Below are 25,794 nucleotides of genomic sequence, written 5' to 3' on the forward strand. Positions count from 1 at the left end.
GAATCTAGGAGATTGAGCCCGACCTTGGAGCAGCTTCTGACTCAAATAGAGGAAATCTTGTAAACTGAGTCCGAACTAGAAGTAACTTAAGACTCAGAAAGAGCAAATCCGATAATTTGGGTTCGAACCTGGTTCTACCTCTGACTCAGATAGGATCAAAACAAAAAAAACTGACTTCCACGTTTTCACATGAAAGTCAGGGTCATTTTACTATTCTATCACGCGTACAACACGGCCGTTAAACTTAGTCTTCCAATAGCCGCTTGACATATTTGCAATCGCAACACCTGTAGAGCTTTGGGAACCGATAAATTTACCGCCGCCGAGGTAAATGCCTACATGTCCGTCCCTTTTGTAGGTATCAAAGAAAACAAGGTCTCCCGCTCTCATCTCGCTTGATGAAACCTGGCGTCCGGCAAATTTAAGAGAATCTGTGCTTGCTCCTACACTGATTCCTGCCTGGGAGAATGACCAGTGTACAAAGCCTGAGCAATCAAATCTTCCATTTGCGATATCATAAGCATTTCTGCCGCCGCCAAACACATAAACAGAATTACCGATATATTTATTGCCTGCAGTCGTAACAATGCTGATTGCGCTTCCGCCATTAACGCTTGGCTTGGGAGCAGACGTGCTGGAACCTTTTGTTGTTTGGGCAGCAGGTTTTTGCTTATTCACAGCAGCTGAGCCTGATGGTGCTGAAGCCACTGACTGGGCTGCCGGTACAGATTGATCTGCCGGTGCTGACTGCGCCGCAATGCTTTGTTCGATTTGAGCAATCAATGATGCATATTTAACATCTTCACTCTGCAGCTTTGCCTTTTTATCAGCAATAGAGTTTTCCTTTTCTTTTAACTGCTGGATTAATGAGCTATTTTGCTGTTTCTGCCCTTCCATAGTAGCCTGCATGCCCTTTAACTCAGTCATCATGCTTGTTAATCCTGCTAGCTCTTCTTCCACTAAAGCCTTCTTTTCTTCAAAAGCTTTTTTATCCTGTTCCTGTTCTTCCAGTAATTGTTTGTCTGCCTGAACAAATGTAGTTACTGCTCCGACACGGTCAACGAAATCACTGAAACTGGAAGCACCAAGAAGAACATCCAGGTATGCAACCGTTCCGCCGCTTTCCTGGAAAGATTGTGCACGCTGCTTCAGGATAGCACTTCTCTTTTCAATTCTTTCCTGGATGATCGCCATTTCTTCCTTCAGTTGATCTACTTCGGCTTTTGTGCTGGCAATATTAGTTTCCGTTTCTGCTATTAATTTATTATTATCTTCAATTGCTTTTTCAACTTTAGTAATTTTAGCATTTAACTCTGCAATTTCTTCAAGTACACTTACCAGTTCCTTATCAGCTTCAGCCAGTGTAGCCTGTAAGTTAGAGCGCTGCTGCTGGATTTGGCTTTTTTGATTTTCGAGCTTATTAATTGATTCAGCATTTACACCCGGGATTGAAAAAGCACTTCCAAGCCCAAGAATAATTGTCGTATTTAAAACGAGGAGCCTTTTTTTCAAAGTCATTACCCTGCTTTCTAATATGTACTCGGTCTATTAAACAGCCGTATATCAAACTATTTATCTATGTATACCTTTTCAGTTTTGTCTCTAGTAAATTTGTCTTTCCATGGAGGATTATACCATCATTATTTAACAGACTTGTTAGAGTAATATTACAAAAACATTTCAAACGTGACATTAAACCCCTTTTTTCGCCATTCTTATGTGACATAATTCCCTATTTTACACAACAAAGGAATCGATTGTGAGTTGTAAGAAGGATACCAAAAAATTAAAAAAGACTGGAATCCAGAATATTTCTTCCAGATTTCAGTCTTTTTATTCCATAAACTTGCTTTGAATGTCCTGATCAAATACAAATACTGACATTCCAAAATCCCGTTCTATATCAATATCCACAAAAAGGTCTATTAACCTTGCCTGCAAAAAATCTTCCATTTCTGCCGGCCTATTCTTTTTATACATTTCCTTGACCATCTCTGTTCTTGCAGCCCGTAGCATCTGCTTCCCTTCGTCTGCACTCGCTATAAATTTTTCCACAGGAGATAAATTCCCTTCCATTTCACATATAGCCCAATTTTTGCAGAACGTAGTCCTGACCTTGCTTGGTCCTTTACCCATATGTTTTTTCCGGAAGGAGCGCACTAAGTTACTGAATTCAGCTTCATATTTGTTCATATTCCAGCCCTCATATACCCATATTTCATGTATAATCTCATTTATACAAGTCCGTATACACTTTAATAAGTTAATCAATTAATACAATAATTGTCAAACCATACAATCTTAATTTCTTGTATTACTGAAATTATATGCTAATATTTTGTTAGTCGAAAGGTTCTAGGAGGAAGTATTATGGATATTAGCAGCAGAAAAATTGTCAGATTTGAGAATGATGTCCTGCAGGAAGCAGAAGATTCTATTGTTTCTGAACATCCGCTCACAATTCACCTCAACGGAGAAGAGTTCGCAACGATGGTCTGCAGCCCTTCGAACATTCGCGAATTGACAATTGGCTTTTTGGCTTCTGAAGGATTTATTAGAAGATATGAGGAAATAAAGAGGATTCAAATAGATGAAAACAAGGGATTTGCTTATGTGGAACTACATACTCAAACTAATACAGCAAGCCATGAGTTTCACTCTAAACGATTTATCGGTTCATGCTGCGGAAAAAGCAGGCAATTTTACTTTCATAACGATGCAAGGACAGCCAGAACATCTACATCAAAGCTGACCCTGACTCCCAACAGGTGCATTTCATTTATGCAGCAGCTTCAGGATGGCAGCACGACTTTTCATGAAACAGGCGGAGTGCATAATGCGGCATTATTTTCTGCAGAGGAAATGATCCTCAGCAGAACAGACATTGGCCGCCATAATGCTCTGGATAAAATCCTTGGGTATTGCATTGAGAACAGGATTCCTGTAAGGGATAAAGTCATTGCATTCAGCGGCAGAATCTCATCTGAAGTTCTCCTTAAGGCCGCAAAAATTGGAGTTGGCATCATTCTATCAAAATCAGCACCTACTGATTTAGCCATCAAGCTGGCAGAAGACTTAAATATTACAGCAGTTGGCTTTATTCGCGGTCAGTCTTTTAACGTTTATTCTCATCCTGAGAGAATAGTTTTTGAGAAGAACGTTTAATAGAGGTGTCCCAATTAATTTTGGGATCTATTTATTTTTTGTTTCATCACACCTTTTTGCCATTAGTACAGGAAAAAAAGCAAGTCAAAGCTTATGCTTTAACTTGCTTTCCCCTAAAACATTGGATGTGGAGGATCTATACCCAGAACCGTTTCGCCATCCACGGTTAACCAGATGTAATAATGGTCAATTTCCGTTCTCAGGACTTTCTCAATCTTTGCTATTAATCCTTCCTGCAATTCAAATGACAATCTTGCTGTTTCTTCACCTAATTCATAGTCCTGCAACCCCATTAAATCAGCTATATACCTTGCTTCTTCATACGATACTTCTACATATTTATCATATTCAGGTAAATATGCAGCCTCCGACGTCTTCACGTTGAATACATGTAATAACATCAAACTTAATAAAACAATTGCTGCTTTCTTCATTATTATTCCCCCTTTAAATTTTTACTAATTTTTCTTTTATCTTAATAAATGTATCAACGATCTCTGGATTGTACATGGTACCCCGATTTTGTTTAAGTTCATCTATTGCTTCATGTATACTTCTGCCTTTCTGATAAACTCGATCAGTAGTCATTGCATCAAATGAATCTACAACAGAAATAATGGCAGCCTCTATTGCAATTTCATCCCCTTTAAGTCCTTTTGGGTATCCAGTGCCATCATATCTTTCATGATGCTGCTCTACCACTTCGCCTGCTTCTATCAAACTCGGCAGACCTGTTTCTTGCAATATTTCGCGTCCAAACGTCGAATGCTGTTTCATTAACTCCCACTCATCAGAAGTTAATTTACCCGGTTTTTGAAGAATGTCTATTGGAACCTTTACTTTTCCTATATCATGCAAAAATGCAGCAAGGTTAAGTTTTAAAATTTGCCGGGAATTTAAACCAAGTGCCTCAGCCATGAGCATTGACATTTTTGTAATTCTATCGCAATGTTCGCTTGTATATCCATCTTTCTCTTCAATTGATATGACCAATTCACTTAATTCATTTGTCACTCTGCTGTAGTAATGAAAAACTGGACTAGATGTTACATATAAAAATTCAGATTGACCTATTGATTGAAAAATATGATGTTCAGTTACAGGACATCTTTGAAACGAGTCACCAGATCTTAGCGTTTTTTCTCCATTAGAATCTTTTAATAGCAGTTCACCGGAAAGCATTTGAAGATATTCCAGCGTTTCACCGCCTTCTAATGGTTCCAGCCCCCACCTTGCATCTGGCTCCAGCCTATGATAAATAACTTCTGTCCCATCCCCCGAAGCAATCAGGGAGATTTGCAACCCTTTCATGTGGACTGTTTCAATGAAACTACCTTCATTTATGATGCCCACTTAATTACCCTCTTTCTAATACCTTCTCAAATGATGTATGTATTGGGTTCACCTATTTATCTATCCTTATTGCAATTCTAGTACATGATTTTCCATTTTTCCACAAAATTCTGCTATATTTTTGGTTTATAAGATAATATTGTAAAAATTTGAGTCTATATACCTATTTGTGTTTTATTCCATAATAAAAGCCAGTGACCCGTATAACGGTCACTGGCTTACTGTCATTCTCTTTTATTGGGAGGAACATCACTTTCGTTATTCTCCATTTTGTGTAATTTCTGATCTTCTGGAAGCTGGGTGTTCCTTTCCATGGCGCTTGTATCTTCGCCCATTCCTTTTAAGAAGGTGATCAGAAGGGTAACTGCCCGATTGACTTCCGGATCTTTCAGTGCCCTTACCAGATCAAAGTAGCTTGTTTTTTCGTCGGTTTCTTTATAATCAGCCACTCTTGCAATACCTGAATTTAATTTTAAGAGCAAGGGTTCAAGCTGCTGGACATTTATAGTACCGAGGGTTCCAACCATAAGAAGCAGGTTTTTTATTGTATTTGTAGCTTCTGGTTTGTCTAAGGCTTTAACAAGGACATTTAAAACTTTATCTCCCTGTCCAAACAGGCCATTCAATAATGAGAGGACTCCCCGGTCATGCATATGTCCGACCGCTGTCAGAAGCTCAAGTATGGGTTCCTTATTTTCTATAAGGGCATTCTCCACTTCTTCCAGGTCTTTTTTTCGTTTATCCTCAGGTGTCAACTTAAAACGCTTAATGTTATTAATCGCTTTAGCCATGCTGCTTCCGCTCCTTTTTCACCAATTCTCCCGGGAAAATATAATCTTTCCTTTCCCATTTCTTTTGGACATTTACACCTATTTGCGGCTGCGGATTGCCATAGCGGTGATTAATTCTAGGAAGCGGATTGCTGCCTTCTTCACTCAGAATTTCGAGCTTTACCTTTGTTTCCTTATATGCCGGTGTATCGGTATCCTTGTCGGCATAGCTGCTTGTTAATAAATTTATGGCCGCTTCTCCTCTATCATTCATAGGAAGGTAAACTTCCTTTCCTTTAACCCTGTCCGTTATATGGCATTTAACTTTAACATTGCCATAGGGTGAAGTCAGGCGAACAAGCGTGCCGTCTTTCAAGCCCCGCTCCTTTGCCAGCTCAGGTGATACCTCTAGGAACACTTCCGGTGTTTTAGAGCTGATTCCTTTTGACTTATATGTCATATTCCCTTCATGGAAATGCTCCAGAAGACGGCCATTATTGACATGGATATCATATTCCGCCGGGAATTCAAGAGCAGGAGTCCAATCCACCGGATAGAGTCTTGCCTTGCCATCCGGGAATGGGAAGCCATCCGTATAGAGGAGTGGAGTGTCAGTTCCGTCCTCAGCGACAGGCCATTGCAGACTATTATATCCTTCCAATCTATCATAGGTAACGCCAGCGTATAGAGGCATAAGCTTAGCTGCTTCGGCCATTACTTCGCTTGGATGTTTATACGTCCAGCCTGCGCCAAGGCGGTTGGCAATTTCAATGATGATTTGCCAATCCGGCTTTGAATCTCCAAGGGGCTCAAACGCCTGATATAGACGCTGGATTCTTCTTTCTGTGTTCGTGAATGTTCCTTCCTTTTCCAGGCTTGGGCTTGCCGGGAGAACAACATCTGCAAACTCAGCTGTACGGGATAGGAAGATATCCTGGACAACAAAGAAATCAAGCTTCTCAAATGCAGCCTGCACATAATTGATGTTTGAATCCACAAGCCCCATATCTTCGCCCTTCAGATACATCGCTTTCAGCTGCCCCTCATGAACTCCTTCTACCATCTCGTGATTATTCATTCCGGCTTTTTCAGGAAGGTTTACACCCCAGGCATTTGCGAACTTCTTCCTCACATCAGGATCTGATACCTTTTGGTAACCAGGCAAATTATCAGGACTGCTTCCAAAATCTCCTGCCCCCTGCACATTGTTATGGCCTCTCAAAGGATATGCACCTGCACCAGGCTTGGCGTAATTGCCGGTTACAAGCAAGAGATTTGAAATGGCTGTACTTGTATCACTGCCTCCCAGATGCTGTGTGACACCCATAGCCCATAATGCAGAAACACTATCGGCTTCATGAATCATTTCTGCCATTTTGATAAGATTATCTCTGGATATACCGGTTGTTTCTTCAGCAAATTCAAGTGTATATTTCTCCAGATTTGCTGTAAATTCTTCCAGACCGTTTACTTTTTCCTGCAGAAACTTCTCATCTGCCCATCCCTGATCTATGATGTATTTCGTAATGGCAGAAAGCCATACCATATCAGTACCGGCTCTAGGGCGCACAAACAGATCAGAACGCTCTGCCATTTCGTGTTCCCTCAAGTCAGCCACGATAACTTTCTGGCCGTTAAGCTTCTGGGATCGTTTCACCCTGGTGGAAAGAACCGGGTGGGATTCCGATGTATTGGAGCCGATTATCAGCACTAATTCGGAGTTTTTAATATCTTCTATAGAACCTGCATCGCCGCCATATCCAACAGTCCGGAATAAGCCTACCGTTGCAGGAGTCTGGCAATATCTTGAACAATTATCAATATTGTTCGTTCCTATAACCGCCCTGCCAAGCTTCTGCATGAGATACGATTCTTCATTGGTGCATTTAGAGGAGGTAATAAAGCTTAGCGCATCAGGGCCATGCTGTTCTTTGATTTCTGTAAATTTCCGGGCAATCAGGTCCAGAGCTTCGTCCCATTCTGCTTCACGGAATGAATCGCCTTCCCTGATTAGCGGTTTGGTTAAACGTTCCTCACTATTTACAAAATCCCAGCCAAATTTCCCTTTTACACAGGTAGAAATGCCATTGGCGGGCGCTTCTGCCTGAGGCTCAACCTTCAAGATTTTCCGGCCTTTTGTCCATACGTCAAAGCTGCAGCCGACCCCGCAATATGTGCAGACGGTTTTGGTCTTTTTTATTTTCTCTTCCCGCATAGCAGCTTCCATATCGGAAATCGCCAGGATGGAGCCATATCCTGTTTCAACATTTTTAGTGATTTCAATCATTGGACGAAGGGTGTTTTTGGCTATGCCAGTCAGAAACCCTGCTTCGCCTTCCATCCCCTTTTCCATCATGGCATTGCACGGACAAACAGTGGAGCAGTGTCCACAGGAAACACAGGAGGACTCGTTAATAGGCACATCATTATCCCAGATAACTCTTGGTCTCTGTCTCTCCCAATCAATTGTTAGGGTTTCAGTAACCTGGACATCCTGACAGGCTTCCACACATCTGCCGCAAAGAATGCACTGATCCGGGTCATATCTGTAAAATGGATGAGATTCATCCTTTTCATATGGCTTATGATCAAACGGGATGCTTTGATGATTGATTTTCATCGCCTTAACCGTATTATGTACTTCACATCCCCCATTGTTATAATCACAAACCGTACAATACAGCTCATGATTAAAGAGAATTTTATCCATGGCAATGGTCTGCGCCAATTTTACATCAGGTTCCACCGTATCGATTACGTCTCCATCTTTAATTTTCGTGGAGCATGACCGCACAAGTTCTCCATTCACGGAAACAATGCAGGCATCACAGGTTTCTATTGCTCCCAGGCTGGGATGGAAGCAGACCTGAGGAATTTCGATCGAGCTGTCATTTAATAACTGCAAAACGGTTTGATCCTGTTCTGCCTTCATTTCTATACCATTTATCTTTATATTGAGTGATGGCGGCAAATCTATCATCCTTTCAATGAATCAGTTTCTTTGGTTTTCAGTACCCTTGCAGGAAAAAGTTAAACGTTTAGTTAATGATATTGGATGCTATGCCCTTGCATTCTTAAAAAAAGACAAAAGAAAAAACAGCTGAATTTTCAGCTGTTTTTATAGGATTCATTTTTAACATAATGATAACAAATGAGTTCTAATAATCCCTTTCATTTTACTTTCAGTAAATAGATCAGGCTTCATCACAGCATGGAGAGCGAGGCCATCAATCAGGGCATAAAGTCGTTCCACCTCTTCTGCAGCTTTCAAATCAGACCTGGATATACCCAATAACTTCAGCCCCTCAATGACTTTTCGGATGCCTTCCTTCATTTCATCGTATACACGGCTGCTGAGTTCTGCAAGATTCGGGTCAACAAGAGCTTTAATATTAAATGCTATCCAGACTTCCATTTCCAATCTCCGTTCTTCATCTAAAGGAAGCAGCTCGCCAAGCACCAGTATCATATTTTCAAAATGATCTTCTGTAAATGGTGCATTCTGAATTCTTATTTTCACCCTTTCTGAAACTAAGTTCATAGAATAAGCCAATAACTCACTTTGATTTGAAAAGTAGTGACGCAGTGAACCTGGTGATAAACCTGCTTCCTCTGCTATCTTCCGGACGGAAGCTCCTTCAATACCCTCCTTTTTAATCACCCGCCATGCTGCTTTTGCTAAAATATGTTTTTGTTTTTCATGATCAACTTTTTTAGGCATAAATATAGTATAGCACCAATTGCTTTTTTAATACACTTGTGTTATATTACTTTTTATAACACAAGTGTATTAAAAAGGGATGTGGATTTTATGATCGGCTGGCTGATAATCGCCTGTGAGATTGGGTTTTGGGTTTTCGTTGCTGCAGGTTTAACGGCAAGATATATTTTGAGAAAAAAAACATTAGGCAGTCTGCTTTTGCTTTGCACACCTTTGATTGATTTGATTCTAATCGCAGCAACTGCAATTGATTTGCACAGAGGGGCCGAAGCCAGCATTTTCCATGGCATCGCGGCAATTTATATCGGTATCACCGTCGCATACGGTAAACAGATGGTTCAATGGGCTGATGAAAGATTTGCCTATAAGTTTGGAAATGGCACTAAACCGGTAAAGCCTTCAAAGTACGGCAGTGAACATGCCAGGAGAGAAAGAAATGGGTGGTACAGACATCTCCTCGCATGGATCATTGGTCTGGCATTATTATTTGCCATGATCCTCTTCATAGGAAATCCAGAGCAAACAGAAAACCTGCGGGGATTAATAAAAATGTGGACATTGGTTCTTGCAATCGATTTTGCCATCAGCTTCAGCTATACAGTTTGGCCGCGAAAAGGGAAAGCTGAAAATAACTCTGTAATTTAGAATTGAATTGATAACTTATGTTTAAACTTAGGTTCACATCTAACAAAACCTTTATTTAACAAAATAAAAAAACAGGAGCCTTCTTTAGAGAACTCCTGTTTTTGGCATTAATGGCTTCCGTTCTTCTGCAGAACTTTAAGGCCGGAACCCATATCAGATGCAAGTACATAATTGCGATCTACGAATACACCCCAAATATTAGATTTGCTTGGAATATAGACACCAATTTCCTCGGGATTAGATGGATCAGTAATGTCTACTGTCCTTACTCCGCCAGCATAATGGGAGAGGTACAATGTGTTCCCCTGCACCTTAGGATCGTGGACCGTCGCACCGCCAGGAATCTTCTCAGTGAAATCCGTTCTAAACGTACTTAGCAGCTTTGGATTTGTTTTATCTTTAATATCATAAATCATGGTGTACCCATAGGCACTCTCAAAGCCCTCTCTAGTAGGTCCGAATACCTCCCTTGTTTCAATAAGGACATTCCCGCCTTTTGCTAAATCCATTGAATGGGCAGCTCCTTGAACATCATTGGCAAAATCAGTTCTGCCAAGGTATACCGGATTTTTGGCATCACTGATATCAAGCATGATTGTTCCTAAATCCCAGTAGGAGAGGAAAGCTGTTTTCCCGGTTCCATCTGTTTTGACGCTATGTGCAAATGCTGCCCTTTTAACTCCTTCTTCATCAGTCCAATTATACCCGTCATAATTCTCATCACTTACTTCAGGAATATAATTGCGCGGATTAAATTCATAGATGGTTTCAGGTGCCGATGGTTTTGAAACGTCAACAATATTAACATCCATTTTCTCACCATGAGAGTAAAGATCTGCATAGCAGTTTGCTGTCAGCACATAAACGTTATTCCCCTGTACTGTCAGGTAAAGTTCATGTGTTCCTCTCGCACCGGAAGTATCCTCCCAGAACCCCAGCTCTTTCGGTTCCCTTGGATTTGTTACATCATATAATACAAATCCTCCCTTTGCATCAGGGTTGGTGCGGTCGACCTTTTGAACGCTGACTGCGGCTAAGTCCCCTTTGAAATGCTTTGTATTCACCGTTTTCACAATCACTTTTTCCTGCCAAGTGCCTGGAAGGTGAGCAAATGACGACACTTCCACAGGATTTGAAGGATCTTTCATATCAAATACGCGGACACCGCCTTCTCCGCCATTTTTTGTATGTGTGCCTACATAAGCAAAGCCTTTATGCGCATAAACATCACCCGATGAATTTTGTACCCCCTCTTTAACTTCTTTCAGGGGAACAGCAGCCACTTCTTGAAGATTACCTGTATTCTTGCTTCCTTCAAGCAATGGAACCGCTAATTCGATACCGGCCAGACTATCGCCTTTTTCAATACCTCCACTGAACTCATCATGTGCAAATGCAGTTGTCCCTCCGGCAGAGAGTACAAGCGCCCCTGCTAATGCTGTTTTAATCAGGATTTTCTTTGTCAAATTTATTCCTCCTTATTTGTGTTGCCTATGTAATCGGAAAACTTTAGAATTTAAGCGTCCCGAAATACTGCAGTTTCTATATTAAAGAAAATTCAGAATTTTTAATATCTGCAATTTTTCCTATTATTTCTACATAATAAGACAAATTCTGTTCCCTTCTATATCACTAGTTTACAAGGAGTAATATATTTTTTTTGTCCCAAAAAAAACACCTCCCAATGGAAGATGCCTGCAGCAATTTATCTCCTGCTTTTCAGCTTTCTTTTTACTGCCGGAACAACATACTTCTTTACTATAGTTGCACCTTGTTTTACTATAAAAGCTTTAATTATTCTTTTTACAACCATTAACGGATCCCTCATTTCGGTTTGAACATCATTATAATATTCTTTACCTTTTCAGTGTGCCCGCTAAACTTCAAATTAAAAAGCCCTTCAAAAAAGGGCTTCTTGCCGAATTATAAACGCATATTCTTAAAAGGATTCTTCCATTCCATCAAGGCTCCATAATTAAGTGATTCTTCATCTTCTAAATAATTTTCTGCAACACAAAGCGGTGTCCTTCCGCATCTCAGCAAAAATGTAATGACCGGATCCTTCTTTTTTCCGTCGATCAGTTGCTGGATATAGCCCTCGGCTGACATTTCATGGGCGTATTTATGGTAGCCGGGCATCCGTCCTCCACCTAGCAATCGATCAAGTCCCAGGTTTATGACAGTCTGATACATAGACTGCATCAAAAGTTTGCCAAGACCTAGTTTACGGTAACGAGGCCGGACACTGATATCGACAATATATAATGTATTGCCTTGAGGTTTATGATTGCGTATATAACCGCCGTCGGTTATTTCTTCCCATGTATGCTTTGGATGTGAAGGATCAAAATCAACAATCAGCCCGGTTAAGGACCCTGCCAATACTCCATCAGCCTCAATACAAAGTGCACCCTCCGGAAAAAGTTCTACATGGTTAGCGAGCTGTTCACGATTCCACCATAAATCTGAAGGAAAAGGCGGCGGAAAGCATTCCGCCTGAATGTCTATTAACTGATCAAAATCCTCTTTCGTATAATTTCTGATTACAGCCGGCACCGGCTTATCCCCGTCAAACACAAAAAATTCGCTTCGATATGCCATATGCTATCCTTCGATATTTTCTTTTTCCCAGTCTACATACAGATCTGTTCTTCGGTCCCGCCATGTCGTAACCGAACCGCGCTCACGGACTTCATATAAAAGGCTAAGGTCAAGATCGGCAGTCACAATCATATCGTCATTCAGCTCGCCTTCCACCATAATCCCCTTAGGCGGAAATGGAATATCATTCGGTGTAATGACGGCTGCCTGCCCGAAATTGGCACGCATAAAATCGACAGTAGGCAGGGAGCCAATTGTTCCTGTAACCACAACATATACCTGATTCTCAATTGCTCTGGCATGACTTGTATAGCGGACACGGTGGAACCCATGACGGTCGTCTGTACAGGAAGGGCAGAAAATAACATCTGCTCCCTTGGCTTTTGCCATACGGACAATTTCCGGAAACTCAATGTCATAGCACGTCAGAATGGCTATTCTGCCTTTAACTGTATCGAATACACGAAGGCCTTCTCCAGGTGACATATTCCACTCATGGACTTCAGTAGGCGTGATATGCAGTTTTGCCTGTTCTTCAATCCGCCCATCCGGATAAAATAAATGTGCCACATTATAAAGGCGTCCATCTCTGTTAATAACGTGTGTACCGCCGATTATATGCATGTTTGTTTGTTTAGCAAAATTGGAAAATAGGTTTTTATATTGTTCAGTAAAACCAGGCAGTTCGTTAATGGTCAGACTTGTTCCCTGCTCGCTTCCAATGGATAAAAGCTGTGTCGTGAAAAATTCAGGAAATAAAACAAACTCAGACCCAAACTCCTGGGCAGTTTTAATATAATGCTCACATTGGTTTGCAAACTCTTCAAATGAACGAATGGTATGCAGATGATACTGCACAGCGGATACACGAATTTTCAATGTACTCCCCCTCATCAGAAAAATGTATAGATGAGTATCACTCTATCTTTAAAAGATTATCAATGATTTTCCTGCCTTGCACAATACTTTTTTAGCGGATTTCGAAATTTTTTATTTCACAGTATTTTATTTAACTAACCTTTTTTCCATTAGGAGTTTATTCAACTAATAAAGTAAGATGTTAAACAAAAAAGCATCACTTGGTTAAAGCAATGCTTTAATGCTCTTATTTTATTAGCTTGCTTAATCCTGTAATGAGCCCGACACCTTTTTGAAAATCTTGATTTGCCGCTTTAACCAGTCTCATATAAATGCCAATCAGGGATTCGTTTTGTTTTTTTAATTCACTGACCTCTTTTTTGAGAGTTATCAGCTCAGCTCTTAAAGATGCCATTTGTTTATTTACGTATTCGATGTCTCCATTTTCGCTGATTTCATCACCAGCAGCTTCTTCCTCATCCACTTTTAAACCTTCTGACAGATTCAGTAAAGAATCATCATTAATAATTTTACCGGCCAAACTCAATAATGAATTAAAATCTATAGTCTGTCCGTCTTTCAGAAGTCCAGCTGCCAGCTTTTCCAGATGATCCGAATCCTCAAATGCATCTTTACCTTTAGCAGGTTCGTCCATAATTAGCCCGCCTTTCATAGTTTCTATCCTATATTATGCAGAAGCTCAATAAATGGAATGGACAAACATACAAAAAAATGCAGAACGATGGAAAACACATTGAAAAACCCTGGACAATTACCAGGGTTTCAAAGGACTCAACTTTTTAACTATTTTGAGGAGCTTGACAACCTAAAAGGTAACAAATTTTATCCCTAAGTCTGTCAGCTAAACACGGTGAAATAAGTCTTGCCAAAACCCATAAAATGACTAATCCTAGCACAATTAACGGTGTTAATGTTCCATTCATACGACGTCCCCCCTTTTATTCAAATAATATGGGTACCCTTACGTTTTCATCGTATGTTCCAAACTTGGACATGCATACACACATATCCCGGTATTGCAAAAATTGGCACTTGTCCATCTCAACTTGAGAAAAAAATCTGACTCTTCATCAGAGCCAGATTACTGATTTTATAGTTTCTTCTTCATTTCATTTGAAAGAAATTCTACATCCGTCCCCACAATGACCTGCAGACTGGTTTTGCTGAGTTTGATGACTCCTTTTGCTCTCAGCTTTTTTAATTGCCCTTCATCAACAAGAGACATATCTTTTACCCTTAAACGAAGGCGGGTAACACAATTATCGATTTCTTCAATGTTTTCTTTACCGCCCAATACTTCCAAGTAAGCAACTGCTGCTTCAGCATATTTTCCCTTTAGGGCATTATTCCCTTCAAATTCTCCTTCAATTTCATCTTCCCTTCCAGGTGTTTTCAAATCCAGTTTCTTGATCAGGAAATAGAAAATTGCAAAATACAGAAGGGCATAAAGGAGACCTATCCCGGCCAGCAGAACCGGCTTCTGAGCTATTCCAAAGTTTAGTATATAATCGAGGGCGCCTGCCGAGAACCCGAAACCATGATGAATATCCAGGACATAGGTAAGGGACATAGCCAGACCTGTCAAAGCAGCATGAATTAAATATAGAACCGGTGATAAGAACATAAACAGAAATTCAATCGGCTCTGTAATACCGGTCAGGAAGGAAGTAAATGCGAGTCCGGCCATCGCCCCTGCCACTGCTTTCCTTCTTTCCTTCTTTGCAGCGGCAACCATGGCCAAAGCTGCACCAGGCAGCCCAAACATCATGATAGGAAAGAAGCCTGTCATAAAGATACCTGCAGATGAATCCTTAGCAAGAAAGCGCCATAAATCTCCTTTGATAACATCCCCTGCTGCATTGGTAAACTCGCCAAATTCAAACCAGACAAGTGTGTTCAGTATATGATGGAGACCAACCGGAATTAATAGACGGTTCAGGAATCCGAAGACCCCGACACCCGCTGCACCTGCACCGATTATCCAATCGCCGACACTGTTAATGCCTGCCTGTACCGGCGGCCACACATACCCGAACAAAAAGGCAATAACGATCATAACGAGTGAAGTGATGATCGGCACAAACCGTTTTCCCCCAAAGAAACCAAGCCATTCCGGCAGCTTAATATCATGATATTTATTGTATAATAGCCCTGCAATAATACCGGAAATGATCCCGCCAAAAACACCCATATTGACCGTTTCGTTTATGGCAGCTGCACCTTCAGTCAGTACAAAATAACCCACCGCTCCAGCAAGGGCAGCTGCCCCGCTTCCATCCTTTGAAAAACCGATGGCAATTCCAATGGCAAACAAGAGAGCCAAATGTCCGAAAACAGCATTCCCGGCTGCAGATATAAATGGAATCCCTAAAAGGTCATCCTGTCCCAGCCTCAGCAAAAGTGCAGCAGCAGGCATAACTGCAATCGGCAGCATTAAAGACTTGCCAATCTTCTGTAAAAACCCCAGCATTTTCACACACCTCTTTCTCCATGGATTATTACATAATATGAACAGGCATTTTAATTCAGTACAAGGCACCGGTATTCGGCCGACCCTCCATATCATAAAAAAAGAACCTGGCCCATTATGCCGCCAGGTTCTTTTCTCCGAGTTTAATAGAGTAAATATTCTTCACGTGTCTTTTTGAATTGTTTTAAGTCTTTCTGCCATTTGGAGGAAATTTCTTCAACTGACTTTCCTTCCTCAATCGCTTCACGGACCCAGCCATTACCCATCAGGTTGTCAAAGAATGAAATGCCTGCACTGTTCTCTGCACGGAATTCGAAGTCCTCCGGATACATATCATGGATTGCCTTCACGATATGAAGTCCAGTCTCGACAGGCTTGAATGCATCGCGATGTGTAACATGAATCTGGATCCCATGAGAAAGCTTTCCTGCATGCTTGGAGAAGCTTGGTGTAAATGATGCAGCTCTGAAGGCTACCCCGGGAAGTTCAAGACTGTTCAAATGTCCTGCCAAATCATCAGAATTGATAAATGGAGCTCCAATCAATTCAAATGGCTTTGTTGTCCCGCGTCCTTCAGAAACGTTCGTCCCTTCAATTAATGCCGCTCCTGGATATACTAAAGCTGTTTCCAGGGTTGGCATGTTAGGAGACGGCATAACAAACGGAAGTCTGGTGTCATCGTAGTACATATTGCGCTTCCAGCCATTCATTTTGATAACAGTTAAATCTGCACCAATTTCAAATTCTTCATTAAACAATTCGGCCAGTTCACCTACAGTCATCCCATGGCGAAGCGGAATCGGGTAATTCCCCACAAAAGAGGAATACTCCATATCAAGGACCGGACCTTCAACCTTTGTTCCGCCTTGAGGATTAGGCCTGTCCAGCACGATGAATGGGATATTGTTTTCTTTTGCTGCTTCCATCGCGTAAGCCATAGTGTAAATATACGTGTAAAAACGTGTTCCGACATCCTGGATATCAAATAGAAGCACATCAATATTTTCGAGCATTTCAGGTGTAGGCTTTTTGGTTTTTCCGTATAAGCTGTAAACAGGAAGCCCTGTCTTATCATCGATATAATACTCAACATACTCTCCCGCCTGCGCACTCCCACGGACTCCATGCTCCGGACCATATAATGCAGTTAACTCCACGTCCGGATCATTGTGCAGAATATCCACAATGCTGTTTAAATTCTGGTCGACCCCAGTCGGGTTTGTAATTAAACCAACTTTTTTTCCTTCTATGAGGTCCTTGTTTTCATCTAAAAGAACTTCAACACCAAGCTCGAATTTCTTTTTCTTGCCTTTTCCTTTGCCATTGCCGTTATCTGCGAGCACAACAGTTAAAGAAGAGAGTACGAGAATCATTGTCAAAAAACCCATAAACCATTTCTTCATTATTTTTCCCCTCCCAGGTTAAGGATAGGTACATGCAAGAACTAAACCTGCATGTACCCATTCTATTTTTTATGCCTCATCCTAATAGCTCAATCCATACCCAAATTCATATAGTACGTTGCCATCTGTACCCGGAATTGTTACTGGCAGTTTGCCTGAAGGATTAATCTGGCCAAAGATAACACCTGCTGCTGCATCAAAGCTCGCCGTTCTGAAGCCATATTGTGCAATGTAAGCATCAACTTCCGGGTAGGCCATGATGTCATATGGGTTACGGATGCCAACCGAAATAACTGGAGCTTCTGATTCAGCAATGATGGAATTAACCATTTTCATCTGTGCGCTGTCTGGTGAGCGTCCTGATACATTATACGTATAGGAGCCCACAATAACTGCACTGGCATTCCTGATTTGTTCCTTCTGCTCTTCCGTTAATACATAGCTTGAGGTCTGGATGACCGTTGTGTTTGCATGAAACTTGCCCACTGCGTTCTTTAAGTCTGTAATATACGTATTTCCAACGACAACAATATGATCTTCAGGAGATACTTGTAATGGCAGTGCATCTCCTTCATTTTTTACCATTGTAATGGAACGTTCTGCTGCTTCTTTTTCTATTTGTTTATGTTCTTCTGATCCAACTACGTCAAGAGCCTTTGCAATTTTTTCATCAATCGGCTGCGGTGTCTCTTCTTTCACAATTCCCCGCTTTATTTTCAGTGTTAAAATCCGCTCAACTGATGATTCAATGCGTTTTTCCGAGATTTCTCCATTCTCCACTGCATTCAGTAGCCCTTCTGCAACTTCTTCGAGTCCAACAGGCATCAGCACAATATCTGTTCCAGCTTTAACTGCCCGAATAGCGGCGTCAACTGGTCCAAAGTGTTCAGCGATAGCGTTCATATTCATTGCATCTGTTGTAATGACACCTTCATATCCCATTTCTTTACGCATAAGTTCTGTCAGCACTTTATGGGAAAGAGTGGCCGGTACGGCGATTTCTTCACCTGTTTTTTTCGAGATTGCTTTCGTGTCATCAATCTTAGGGAAGGTAACATGCGCAGTCATGATGGCATCCACTCCTGCTTCCATTCCCTTTTGGAAAGGATACAATTCAACTTCCTTTAGACGTTCTTTATCATGAGGCACTTCAGGCAATCCAAGATGTGAGTCTACTGCTGTATCTCCATGTCCGGGAAAATGCTTTGCAGTAGCAGCAACACCTGCTGATTGCAGTCCTTCAGTATAAGCAACACCCAAGTCAGCAACAAGCTGCGGGTCCTCCCCAAATGAACGAACGCCAATTACCGGATTGTCGGGATTATTATTTACATCCATGACAGGTGCAAAGTTCATATTAATACCGAGTGATGAAAGCTCCTCCCCGATCGCCTTGCCGACCTTGCGGGAAATTTCTTCAGAACGGGCGGCCCCTAACGCCATATTGCCAGGCATGTCAGTTCCTGATTGAAGACGTGTAACAATTCCGCCTTCCTGGTCAATCGTCATCAATAAGCCGAATTTATCGGCAGCTTTCTGATAATCCGAAACCAATGTGGCAGTCTGTTCAGTTGTCACCACATTTTCACGGAATAATATGACCCCGCCAAGATGATAATCTTTAACCAGCTTTTCTATTTCCGGCAGCATTTTAGTGACATTTTGTCCCTTCCAGTTGCGGAAATCCGGCATCAGCATCTGGCCTACCTTCTCTTCAATGGACATATTTTTCACTGCCCGGCTGATGAGGTCATACCGTTTCCCATGCTCTTTCATGATTTTCACTATAAAAGCAGGCTTGCCTTTGCTGCCCTTTTTATGGTCAGGTTTTATTTGAAGTGCGATACGGTCCTTATATACTCCATCTGTTACACTGATGAAGGTTTTTCCGGGCTTCCCTCTTAAAGTGATATTCCCTGACTGATCAACTGCTGCAACCGTTTTATTGCTGGACTTCCATTTCAACCCCTCAGAAACTCCCATGAAATGTCCTTCTTTAAATACATGAAGCGCTTTAAATTGAAATGCATCTCCACTGATTTCCGTGCTGACCTGGGGTACATTCTCCAGGAGTATTAAATCTTTAGCTGTACTTTCTGCTGATGCGTTTTTCAAGGTTCCTCCCATCCATAATTGCGAAACGGCAAGTGTAATTGTGAGAAGGAAAATACACATTACTTTGCTGACTTTACCCATTTCTTCCACCGTCCTTACTGCTTTTTCATATGAGCTTACTTTTTACTAAAAAAACGAATACTAGTAGTTTCGTTTTTCCCAGCCGTTTCCTGAGAGGGCAGGCGTCACTTTTTGTCCATCTGAAAGCTGGAGTTTTACATTATCAACATACCAGCCTCTGCCATTTACTGTACTGTCCGTTACGTACCGGAATCGAATGTGCATTGTTCCTGCTGGAATGGTCAGCTTATCCTTTTTCCAGTCGATGCTGCTTCCTGTATATGGCTGTTGAGCCTGTGTCCAATTGACGCCATCTTTTGAGACCTCAACCACGCCCATATCTGCATTTGTTTCAGTTCTATACCAGGTATCGAACGACAGGACCGCCTCTTCTTTGAGATCCACTTTAGCGTTTAACTCATGCTGAACTTTATCTCCATATCCTGAGAACCACGCCGGCCCTTTTCCTGGAATGGCTACAGGAATTGAATCTGCCACCTGTCTTGCAAATGCACGCCTTGCAATATTCGTTGTAACCGTATTTCTTGAAGGATGTACACGATTTGTTAAAAGAATCGCAATCGCGCCGTTATTTCGGTTTATGACAATTGATGTTCCGGTGTACCCTGTATGCCCAAGGGAAGTTCCCTCTGATAAAGCATCCATGAACCATCCCTGGCCAAGCTCCCAGCCCAGGCCATGATCATCACCAGGAAATTGGGGAATCTGATTTTGAATCAGCATTTTCACCGTTTTTTCTTTTAATATCCGCTTGCCGCCATAGCGCCCGTCATTCACATACATATGGGCAAGCCTGGCGAGGTCGGAGGCAGTGGAAAAGACACCTGCATGTCCGGCAACTCCATCAAGGGACCAGGCATTCTCATCATGAACTTCTCCCCAGACAAGCCCCCTGCCAATCGCAGGCTGATATTCAGTGGCTGCAATCCGATGCTTCAAGGATTCAGGCGGATTATACATCGTATCCTTCATACCGAGGGGGTTGGTTATGCGTTTTTCAACAAACTCATCCAGGCTTTGTCCTGAAAGGCGTTCGATGAGTGCACCGAGCGTAATCATATTCAAATCGCTGTATGTATACGCTTCGCCAGGTTTATTGGCCAATGGATAATTAAAAACGATTTGCATGCGTTCCTCTCTGCTGCTCCCTTGTGAATATAACGGAATCCATGCAGTAAAGCCTGAAGTATGTGTCATCAGCTGGCGTATTGTTACATTTTCCTTGCCGTTTTCGGCAAACTCGGGGATATATTTTGCAACCGGATCATCCAGCTGAAAGCGTCCTTCATCATACAAGATCATTGCGGCAGTTGTGGTAAAGATTTTACTGATTGAAGCCAGATCAAAAATGGTATCTTCGGTCATTTCGATCGGGTTCTGGGCTTCAGTAAATTTATCATCGGTGTAGCGGTAGGAATATCCGTATGCATTATGCTTGACGATATGCCCTCGCCTTGCCACAAAAGTGACAGCACCCGGCATGACGCCTTCTGAAATCATCTCCTCCATTAATGGATCGATTTCATCCAGCGGCTGCTGAACCATCCCGGCTCCCACTGCAGAACCAGGATGAAGAATAGGAGAAATCGGCCCAGGACGATCCCACGAAAAAATAGGGTGAAATTTGTGTTTCACATCTTTATTGTTTTTCATTTCCATCGTTGGCTTAACTCCTTCAGCGCTTTGCGCAGACGCAGGATATGCTGCCGGAATAAAGAGTGAAGTGCTAAGTACGGCAGATAGCGCAACAAGCATGGTTTTATTTTTCATAGTGCCTCCTTTATTTTTATGAATTTTCATCAGCAATTAACCTCCTCTTCTTAATGAAAGGGTTTACATATTGTAAGATTAATAGAGTTAGAGTATAGTTGTCTATACCACATAAGTCCTGTTCTAGTTAATAACTTCCAAATAATACAGAAAAACCAATAGTTCTTTTTGACTATTCTGAAAATTATTCTCATTTTGTTAGATAATTTTTAATTTCGAAGTAATAAAAGAAAGCAGAATCCAGATGGATTCTGCTTATCTTTGAAACTGTACATTATGAAGACCAGCAAAGATTCCGTTCTTTTCGATCAGTTCATCATGTGTGCCTTCTTCAGCAATGCCGTCTTCTGTGACAACGACTACTCTGTCCGCATTCCGGATGGTCGCAAGCCTGTGGGCAATGACTAGTGTGGTGCGGTTTACGGCGAGCTCGTTCAATGCCGTTTGAATAATTTGTTCGGTTTCAGTATCCAGCGCCGAGGTTGCTTCATCCAGGATTAAGATCGGCGGATTTTTAAGGAACATTCTCGCAATGGCGATTCGTTGTTTTTGTCCGCCTGACAGTTTTAATCCCCGTTCCCCAATTTGTGTTTCCCAGCCATCCGGTAGAGATGCAATGAAGTCCTGCAGGTGTGCTTTTTTAGCCGCGTCCGCAATCTGCTCATCTGTAGCTCCAAGCATTCCGTATGCTATATTCTCCTTCAGGGTACCGGTAAACAGGAAGACATCCTGCTGGACAATGCCAATATGCGATCTCAGTGATTTTTTCGTCATGTCCCTGATATCCATGCCATCGATCTTAATACTTCCGCCATTCACATCATAAAAGCGTGGAATCAAAGAACAAATCGTTGTCTTTCCGGCTCCAGAAGGTCCGACAAAAGCAACTGTTTCACCTGCATTGATTTGAAGATCAATTCCTTCAAGCACCGATTTATGCTCATCATAACTGAAAGTTACATCCTGAAAACGGATATCACCCCTTAAGGATTCAACCTCTATGGCATCTTTCGTATCCTCAATTTCCGGTTCAGTATCAATGATTTCTAAAAACCGCTTGAAACCAGCCATTCCCTTTGGATACAGTTCCATCAGGGCGCTGATTTTATCAATCGGCTTTAATAGCACATTCACATAGAGTACAAATCCGACCAATTCACCGTATGAAAGCTGCCCGCTGAAGCTCAGCCAGGAACCGTATACAAGAACAATCAGCGTAACTAATCTGGTCAGCATGTAGACTCCGGATGCACTGAAGCTCATAATCTTGTAAGCTGCAAGCTTGGCAAGACGGAATCTTCCATTGTTTTCCTTAAACCTTTTAATCTCATAGCTTTCATTTGTAAAAGACTGAACCACACGCACACCAGATACACTATCCTCTACCTGTGCGTTGACATCGGCAATTTCACCGTACATTCTTTTCCATGCTTTGTTCATTTTAATATTGCAGAACGTAATCAGCCATACAAGGAACGGAAGAACAAATATGGTTACAAAAGCCAGCTTGACATTGATCGTCAGCATAATCCAGAATGCACCCACAAACGTCATGACCGCTATAAATAAATCCTCCGGGCCATGATGGGCAAGCTCACCGATATCCATTAAATCATTTGTCACCCGGCTCATGATATGCCCTGTTTTGGTATTATCGAAAAAGCGGAAAGACTGCCTTTGCACATGCTGAAAAAGCTGCTGCCTCATATCTGTTTCGATGTTGATGCCAAGCTTGTGGCCCCAATAGTTAACCACAAACTGAAGAAGTGTGCTCGCCACATAAAGAGCAAGCAGGCCCGCACTTACAGAAACAATCATGGACCAATTCCCGCTTGGAAGCAGGCTGTCGATAAACCACTTAACCGCAAGCGGAAAGCCCAATTCAAGAATTGCAACGAATACTGCTGAACTAAAATCAAGAATGAACAAGCGCTTATGCGGCTTATAGTAGCTAAAAAACCGTTGGATCATTTTATTCTCCTTTTTCTGAAAAAATCAAATATATTTGATTATAAATTCACCAGGAATAGATTACAAGAAAAACCCGTCCCTATTTATCTGGAACGAGTCTGTTGTTACTGCTTTATTAGGCTGATGGTATGTCCTCTTCTGAAGTTCAAATCCTTGATCTGAACTGAACTTTACGGATCATTTGATTAATTACTTCTGAAATGACAAGTCCTACTGCGATTGCCCCTGATATCATGAATGCTTTTGCAGCGAGCTGAATGGCCATATTGTAATCATTTTCAACAAAATTCCGCATGGCATCATAAGCAATCCCCCCCGGGACCAGTGGAATGATGCCGGCAACACTAAAAATAATTATAGGTGTTTTATACATTTTGGCAAAAACCTGGCTGATCACGGCGATCGTAAAAGCAGCAATTAATGAAGAAATGACAGCATCATACTGCCAATTAACAAGCCAAATATAAACGAACCAGCCGACCATCCCGACAAATCCGCATTTCAGCAGAGATTTTTTCGGAGCATTGAAAAGGACCCCGAACCCTGCTGATGCGATAAAGCTTGTAATCATATGAGTCAACATAAACATTAGGCATTTCCTCCGCTATTGCATTTAAAAAGTAAAGACCAGAGCAATCCCAGCACCAATGGCAAAAGCTGTCAAAAACGCTTCTGCCCCTTTTGAAAGTCCGGAAACAAGATGCCCGGCCATTAAGTCCCTGACTGCATTTGTTATCAAAAGCCCCGGAACAAGCGGCATGACTGATCCAATGATGATCTTATCAAGCTCTGTCCCCACTCCTGAGTACACAAAAAAATACGCTATAAGGCCAATTAATAATGACGCAATAAATTCAGAGAAAAATTTGATCTGGACAACTCTATGTACGTATAAAAATGATACAAATCCAAGACCGCCTGCAATCATGGCTGGAATAAAGTCAGTCCAGCTTCCAAGGAACATGATTAAAAAACAGCCGCTTGCAATCGAGGCTGCAAGAATCTGCTGATAAACAGGGAAAGTATAGTCGGCACTTTCAATTTCCTTCAGCCTTGCCAGTGCTTCCTTTCCATCCAGTTCACCGCTGCTGATTCTGCGAGAAACTCCGTTCACCAATGTCACTTTGTACAGATCCGTTGAACGTTCTGAAATTCGAATAAGCTTTGCCGGTTCAGTTCCATCTGTAGAAAATATGATTCCAGTTGGCGTTACATAGCTATGTGAGTGCGGTATACCCAGGGAAGCAGCGATCCTTGTCATGGTGTCCTCTACCCGATACGTTTCCGCCCCGCCCTGGAGCATGATTTTCCCCGCAAGCAAGCATATCTCAATTACTTCTATTGTTGGAGGGAATTCTTTCCCCATTCTTTCACCTGCTTTATAAATCTAAAATTTATAACCCTCTTATTATAGGGTTACATCTTAACGGATATGATAAACGAAAGAAAGGCCTTTTGTCTAAAATTTATATTAAAATGTTCGCTAAGATCAGCGCATACCTTATAAGGCAGTAATGAAATTGAATAAAAAAAGCGATTATTGCATGCAGAATAATCACTTTCTCATTTATTTCTTCGGTATTCCAAACTGCGCATTAAGCTGACCCTGAATCATTTTTGAACGTGATGCCTTATCGTCTTTTTTCTTTTTCCGCTTCAATTCAGAGCGGATTTCTTCTGTTCGGACTCCCTCCTCCCTTTTGTTGGCTATGTCAATGAGCGTCTCCACATCGAGAAAAGAATATTTTCTGCTTCCTCTTTGTGACCTTTCAGGAAATACCAATTTCCTCTCTTCGTAGTAACGAATCTGCCGTTCACTAAGTCCAGTCAGTTCGCTGACCGTCCCAATCGAAATGACTTTTCTGGTTTTGTAGGATGTTTCTCTATCCACTCATGTCACCTCAATCTAACCAATTTATTTCATTATACTAATCTTTCAAACTTTTTCATTATTTCTGTCAGAAAATCTTACAAAGCAGCAAAAACAATGTGAGAAAACTTAACATAATTACTGAATAAGAGCTAAATTTCTTTTAGAATAAACAAAACATTAAAGAAAAGAGGAGATAGGAAATGCAATATTTACGAAAAGCCATTGAAAAAAAACGGCAATATCTAATCGATCTCCTGGTCAAATCAGGAAGTGAATATCAGCATTCTGAACCGGCTCTGCAAAAGCTGACCTTAACAGAACTTGAGGTTATATTTAGGAAACACAGCAATCGAAACCGTTATTAACTGGGGGGCCCTTATGGAAACAACAAATACAATAGAACTGGCCAGAAGGATTATTGAACTCGATTTACTGCGTGATCAGCTTTGGGAAAGGTTAACGGCAGAAGCCGGTTATCAGGCTTATGAAATTTTAAGAAATGAACAGAATAGCTGATAATGGAACGCTTGAAAGAGCGTTCTTTTTTATGCCTATGTTAAAGTTTTGTAAATTTAAGATACTCCCTTTTCTTGTCATATTTATTTTGGTATCATTCAATTATCGAAATCCGATATCGATTTTCGAAATCAAAAAGGGAGGCATTTGCTTGGAAGATAAAATACTGCGCAAGCTGTTCCTGGGGTTTATTCAAATCCATATTCTTCATCACGCAAAGGAGCACCCTGTTTTCGGCGCATGGATGGCTGAAGAGCTGAAAGAGCATGGCTACAGCATCAGTTCCGGAACATTGTATCCGATCCTGCATTCCATGGAGTCAGACGGGCTCCTTAAACAGGAGAAGAAAAATGTGGATGGCAGAATCAGAAAGTATTATACCACAACTGAAAAAGGGATTATGGTTCTGGAGGAAGCGAGAAAAAAAGCTTATGAGCTTTTTAAAGAAATTAAGGATTAAA

Annotated in this window: 25 protein-coding genes; 5 read left to right on the forward strand and 20 right to left on the reverse strand. The window is 41.5% G+C overall.

Annotation, left to right across the window (positions count from 1 at the left end; translation table 11 throughout):
* Positions 1–210: 210 nt before the first annotated feature.
* Both ACTHRG_RS10525 and ACTHRG_RS10530 read right to left on the reverse strand, forming a co-directional pair.
* Positions 211–1,518: a coiled-coil domain-containing protein gene (locus ACTHRG_RS10525; RefSeq protein WP_083675353.1), complete on the reverse strand. Its 1,308-nt coding sequence runs from the start codon at positions 1,516–1,518 to the stop codon at positions 211–213.
* Between the two features lie 315 nt (positions 1,519–1,833).
* Positions 1,834–2,193, reverse strand: a complete 360-nt coding sequence (locus ACTHRG_RS10530) for a DUF2294 domain-containing protein (RefSeq protein WP_035329572.1) — start codon at positions 2,191–2,193, stop codon at positions 1,834–1,836.
* Positions 2,194–2,370: 177 nt separating this feature from the next.
* Between ACTHRG_RS10530 and fdhD the strand changes: the two genes are divergently transcribed.
* Entirely contained in the window at positions 2,371–3,165 is a 795-nt protein-coding gene (gene fdhD, locus ACTHRG_RS10535) for a formate dehydrogenase accessory sulfurtransferase FdhD (RefSeq protein ID WP_076259181.1), read from the forward strand.
* Positions 3,166–3,278: 113 nt separating this feature from the next.
* Here the strand turns inward: fdhD and ACTHRG_RS10540 are convergent, their stop codons facing one another.
* From ACTHRG_RS10540 to ACTHRG_RS10560, 5 genes are all read right to left on the reverse strand, one after another.
* Entirely contained in the window at positions 3,279–3,599 is a 321-nt protein-coding gene (locus ACTHRG_RS10540) for an 8-amino-7-oxononanoate synthase (protein WP_076259178.1), read from the reverse strand.
* Positions 3,600–3,612: 13 nt separating this feature from the next.
* Positions 3,613–4,518: an HD-GYP domain-containing protein gene (locus ACTHRG_RS10545; protein WP_076259176.1), complete on the reverse strand. Its 906-nt coding sequence runs from the start codon at positions 4,516–4,518 to the stop codon at positions 3,613–3,615.
* 224 nt (positions 4,519–4,742) lie between these two features.
* On the reverse strand, positions 4,743–5,309 hold the full coding sequence (locus ACTHRG_RS10550; protein ID WP_076259174.1) for a DUF1641 domain-containing protein: 567 nt from the start codon (positions 5,307–5,309) through the stop codon (positions 4,743–4,745).
* Entirely contained in the window at positions 5,302–8,268 is a 2,967-nt protein-coding gene (gene fdhF / locus ACTHRG_RS10555) for a formate dehydrogenase subunit alpha (protein ID WP_440231162.1), read from the reverse strand. Before fdhF ends, ACTHRG_RS10550 begins: the two co-directional genes overlap by 8 nt.
* Before the next feature lie 153 nt (positions 8,269–8,421).
* Positions 8,422–9,009 (reverse strand): TetR/AcrR family transcriptional regulator, encoded by a 588-nt coding sequence (locus tag ACTHRG_RS10560; protein WP_076259169.1) that lies wholly within the window; start codon positions 9,007–9,009, stop codon positions 8,422–8,424.
* A 90-nt stretch (positions 9,010–9,099) separates the two neighbouring features.
* Between ACTHRG_RS10560 and ACTHRG_RS10565 the strand changes: the two genes are divergently transcribed.
* Positions 9,100–9,654: a hypothetical protein gene (locus ACTHRG_RS10565; RefSeq protein WP_076259167.1), complete on the forward strand. Its 555-nt coding sequence runs from the start codon at positions 9,100–9,102 to the stop codon at positions 9,652–9,654.
* A 107-nt stretch (positions 9,655–9,761) separates the two neighbouring features.
* Here the strand turns inward: ACTHRG_RS10565 and ACTHRG_RS10570 are convergent, their stop codons facing one another.
* The 13 genes from ACTHRG_RS10570 to ACTHRG_RS10630 form a co-directional block, all read right to left on the reverse strand.
* Positions 9,762–11,120, reverse strand: a complete 1,359-nt coding sequence (locus ACTHRG_RS10570; protein ID WP_076259165.1) for an LVIVD repeat-containing protein — start codon at positions 11,118–11,120, stop codon at positions 9,762–9,764.
* 457 nt (positions 11,121–11,577) lie between these two features.
* Positions 11,578–12,255: a GNAT family N-acetyltransferase gene (locus ACTHRG_RS10575; RefSeq protein ID WP_076259163.1), complete on the reverse strand. Its 678-nt coding sequence runs from the start codon at positions 12,253–12,255 to the stop codon at positions 11,578–11,580.
* Positions 12,256–12,258: 3 nt separating this feature from the next.
* Complete coding sequence (locus ACTHRG_RS10580; protein ID WP_076259159.1) at positions 12,259–13,134, reverse strand: carbon-nitrogen hydrolase family protein; 876 nt, start codon at positions 13,132–13,134, stop codon at positions 12,259–12,261.
* 226 nt (positions 13,135–13,360) lie between these two features.
* Positions 13,361–13,768, reverse strand: coding sequence for a hypothetical protein (locus ACTHRG_RS10585; protein ID WP_286148686.1), 408 nt, complete (start codon positions 13,766–13,768; stop codon positions 13,361–13,363).
* Between the two features lie 145 nt (positions 13,769–13,913).
* Complete coding sequence (locus tag ACTHRG_RS10590; RefSeq protein WP_175609111.1) at positions 13,914–14,057, reverse strand: hypothetical protein; 144 nt, start codon at positions 14,055–14,057, stop codon at positions 13,914–13,916.
* 167 nt (positions 14,058–14,224) lie between these two features.
* The gene (gene nagE / locus ACTHRG_RS10595; protein WP_440231163.1) at positions 14,225–15,604 is read right to left on the reverse strand and encodes an N-acetylglucosamine-specific PTS transporter subunit IIBC; all 1,380 of its coding nucleotides are present in this window, start codon (positions 15,602–15,604) and stop codon (positions 14,225–14,227) included.
* 143 nt (positions 15,605–15,747) lie between these two features.
* Positions 15,748–17,007 carry an exo-beta-N-acetylmuramidase NamZ family protein gene (locus ACTHRG_RS10600; RefSeq protein WP_076259152.1) on the reverse strand — a complete coding sequence of 420 codons (1,260 nt, stop codon included), beginning with the start codon at positions 17,005–17,007 and terminating at the stop codon, positions 15,748–15,750.
* Positions 17,008–17,088: 81 nt separating this feature from the next.
* Positions 17,089–19,203, reverse strand: a complete 2,115-nt coding sequence (locus tag ACTHRG_RS10605) for a glycoside hydrolase family 3 protein (protein WP_076259149.1) — start codon at positions 19,201–19,203, stop codon at positions 17,089–17,091.
* 60 nt (positions 19,204–19,263) lie between these two features.
* The gene (locus ACTHRG_RS10610) at positions 19,264–21,003 is read right to left on the reverse strand and encodes a serine hydrolase (protein ID WP_139325624.1); all 1,740 of its coding nucleotides are present in this window, start codon (positions 21,001–21,003) and stop codon (positions 19,264–19,266) included.
* Between the two features lie 225 nt (positions 21,004–21,228).
* Positions 21,229–22,944, reverse strand: a complete 1,716-nt coding sequence (locus tag ACTHRG_RS10615) for an ABC transporter ATP-binding protein (RefSeq protein ID WP_076259146.1) — start codon at positions 22,942–22,944, stop codon at positions 21,229–21,231.
* A 145-nt stretch (positions 22,945–23,089) separates the two neighbouring features.
* Positions 23,090–23,533 (reverse strand): threonine/serine exporter family protein, encoded by a 444-nt coding sequence (locus ACTHRG_RS10620; protein WP_076259144.1) that lies wholly within the window; start codon positions 23,531–23,533, stop codon positions 23,090–23,092.
* Between the two features lie 24 nt (positions 23,534–23,557).
* A complete protein-coding gene (locus ACTHRG_RS10625; protein WP_076259141.1) occupies positions 23,558–24,310 on the reverse strand; it encodes a threonine/serine exporter family protein in 753 nt (250 codons plus the stop codon).
* A gap of 201 nt (positions 24,311–24,511) precedes the next feature.
* Complete coding sequence (locus tag ACTHRG_RS10630; protein ID WP_076259138.1) at positions 24,512–24,835, reverse strand: MerR family transcriptional regulator; 324 nt, start codon at positions 24,833–24,835, stop codon at positions 24,512–24,514.
* Between the two features lie 182 nt (positions 24,836–25,017).
* Between ACTHRG_RS10630 and fbpA the strand changes: the two genes are divergently transcribed.
* The 3 genes from fbpA to ACTHRG_RS10645 all read left to right on the forward strand — a co-directional run bounded on the left by fbpA (position 25,018) and on the right by ACTHRG_RS10645 (position 25,793).
* The gene (fbpA, locus tag ACTHRG_RS10635) at positions 25,018–25,182 is read left to right on the forward strand and encodes a Fur-regulated basic protein FbpA (RefSeq protein ID WP_076259136.1); all 165 of its coding nucleotides are present in this window, start codon (positions 25,018–25,020) and stop codon (positions 25,180–25,182) included.
* Positions 25,183–25,195: 13 nt separating this feature from the next.
* A complete protein-coding gene (locus ACTHRG_RS10640) occupies positions 25,196–25,333 on the forward strand; it encodes a hypothetical protein (RefSeq protein WP_175609110.1) in 138 nt (45 codons plus the stop codon).
* Positions 25,334–25,484: 151 nt separating this feature from the next.
* Positions 25,485–25,793, forward strand: a complete 309-nt coding sequence (locus ACTHRG_RS10645; RefSeq protein WP_076259134.1) for a PadR family transcriptional regulator — start codon at positions 25,485–25,487, stop codon at positions 25,791–25,793.
* Position 25,794 lies beyond the last annotated feature (1 nt).

Origin of the sequence: Cytobacillus sp. SAFR-174 (genome assembly GCF_051964675.1) — a bacterium.
Classification (GTDB): domain Bacteria; phylum Bacillota; class Bacilli; order Bacillales; family Cytobacillaceae; genus Cytobacillus.

Bases quoted from the DNA above. Each gene is read 5' to 3' on its own strand.
- ACTHRG_RS10590 (WP_175609111.1), bottom strand. From the start codon at position 14,057: ATGAATGGAACATTAACACCGTTAATTGTGCTAGGATTAGTCATTTTA.
- ACTHRG_RS10565 (WP_076259167.1), top strand. From the start codon at position 9,100: ATGATCGGCTGGCTGATAATCGCCTGTGAGATTGGGTTTTGGGTTTTC.
- ACTHRG_RS10525 (WP_083675353.1), bottom strand. From the start codon at position 1,518: ATGACTTTGAAAAAAAGGCTCCTCGTTTTAAATACGACAATTATTCTT.
- fdhD (WP_076259181.1), top strand. From the start codon at position 2,371: ATGGATATTAGCAGCAGAAAAATTGTCAGATTTGAGAATGATGTCCTG.
- nagE (WP_440231163.1), bottom strand. From the start codon at position 15,604: ATGCTGGGGTTTTTACAGAAGATTGGCAAGTCTTTAATGCTGCCGATT.
- fdhF (WP_440231162.1), bottom strand. From the start codon at position 8,268: ATGATAGATTTGCCGCCATCACTCAATATAAAGATAAATGGTATAGAA.
- ACTHRG_RS10530 (WP_035329572.1), bottom strand. From the start codon at position 2,193: ATGAACAAATATGAAGCTGAATTCAGTAACTTAGTGCGCTCCTTCCGG.
- ACTHRG_RS10585 (WP_286148686.1), bottom strand. From the start codon at position 13,768: ATGGACGAACCTGCTAAAGGTAAAGATGCATTTGAGGATTCGGATCAT.
- ACTHRG_RS10610 (WP_139325624.1), bottom strand. From the start codon at position 21,003: ATGAAAATTCATAAAAATAAAGGAGGCACTATGAAAAATAAAACCATG.
- ACTHRG_RS10615 (WP_076259146.1), bottom strand. From the start codon at position 22,944: ATGATCCAACGGTTTTTTAGCTACTATAAGCCGCATAAGCGCTTGTTC.
- ACTHRG_RS10625 (WP_076259141.1), bottom strand. From the start codon at position 24,310: ATGGGGAAAGAATTCCCTCCAACAATAGAAGTAATTGAGATATGCTTG.
- ACTHRG_RS10600 (WP_076259152.1), bottom strand. From the start codon at position 17,007: ATGAAGAAATGGTTTATGGGTTTTTTGACAATGATTCTCGTACTCTCT.
- ACTHRG_RS10550 (WP_076259174.1), bottom strand. From the start codon at position 5,309: ATGGCTAAAGCGATTAATAACATTAAGCGTTTTAAGTTGACACCTGAG.
- ACTHRG_RS10620 (WP_076259144.1), bottom strand. From the start codon at position 23,533: ATGTTTATGTTGACTCATATGATTACAAGCTTTATCGCATCAGCAGGG.
- ACTHRG_RS10640 (WP_175609110.1), top strand. From the start codon at position 25,196: ATGGAAACAACAAATACAATAGAACTGGCCAGAAGGATTATTGAACTC.
- ACTHRG_RS10540 (WP_076259178.1), bottom strand. From the start codon at position 3,599: ATGAAGAAAGCAGCAATTGTTTTATTAAGTTTGATGTTATTACATGTA.
- fbpA (WP_076259136.1), top strand. From the start codon at position 25,018: ATGCAATATTTACGAAAAGCCATTGAAAAAAAACGGCAATATCTAATC.
- ACTHRG_RS10575 (WP_076259163.1), bottom strand. From the start codon at position 12,255: ATGGCATATCGAAGCGAATTTTTTGTGTTTGACGGGGATAAGCCGGTG.
- ACTHRG_RS10605 (WP_076259149.1), bottom strand. From the start codon at position 19,203: ATGGGTAAAGTCAGCAAAGTAATGTGTATTTTCCTTCTCACAATTACA.
- ACTHRG_RS10560 (WP_076259169.1), bottom strand. From the start codon at position 9,009: ATGCCTAAAAAAGTTGATCATGAAAAACAAAAACATATTTTAGCAAAA.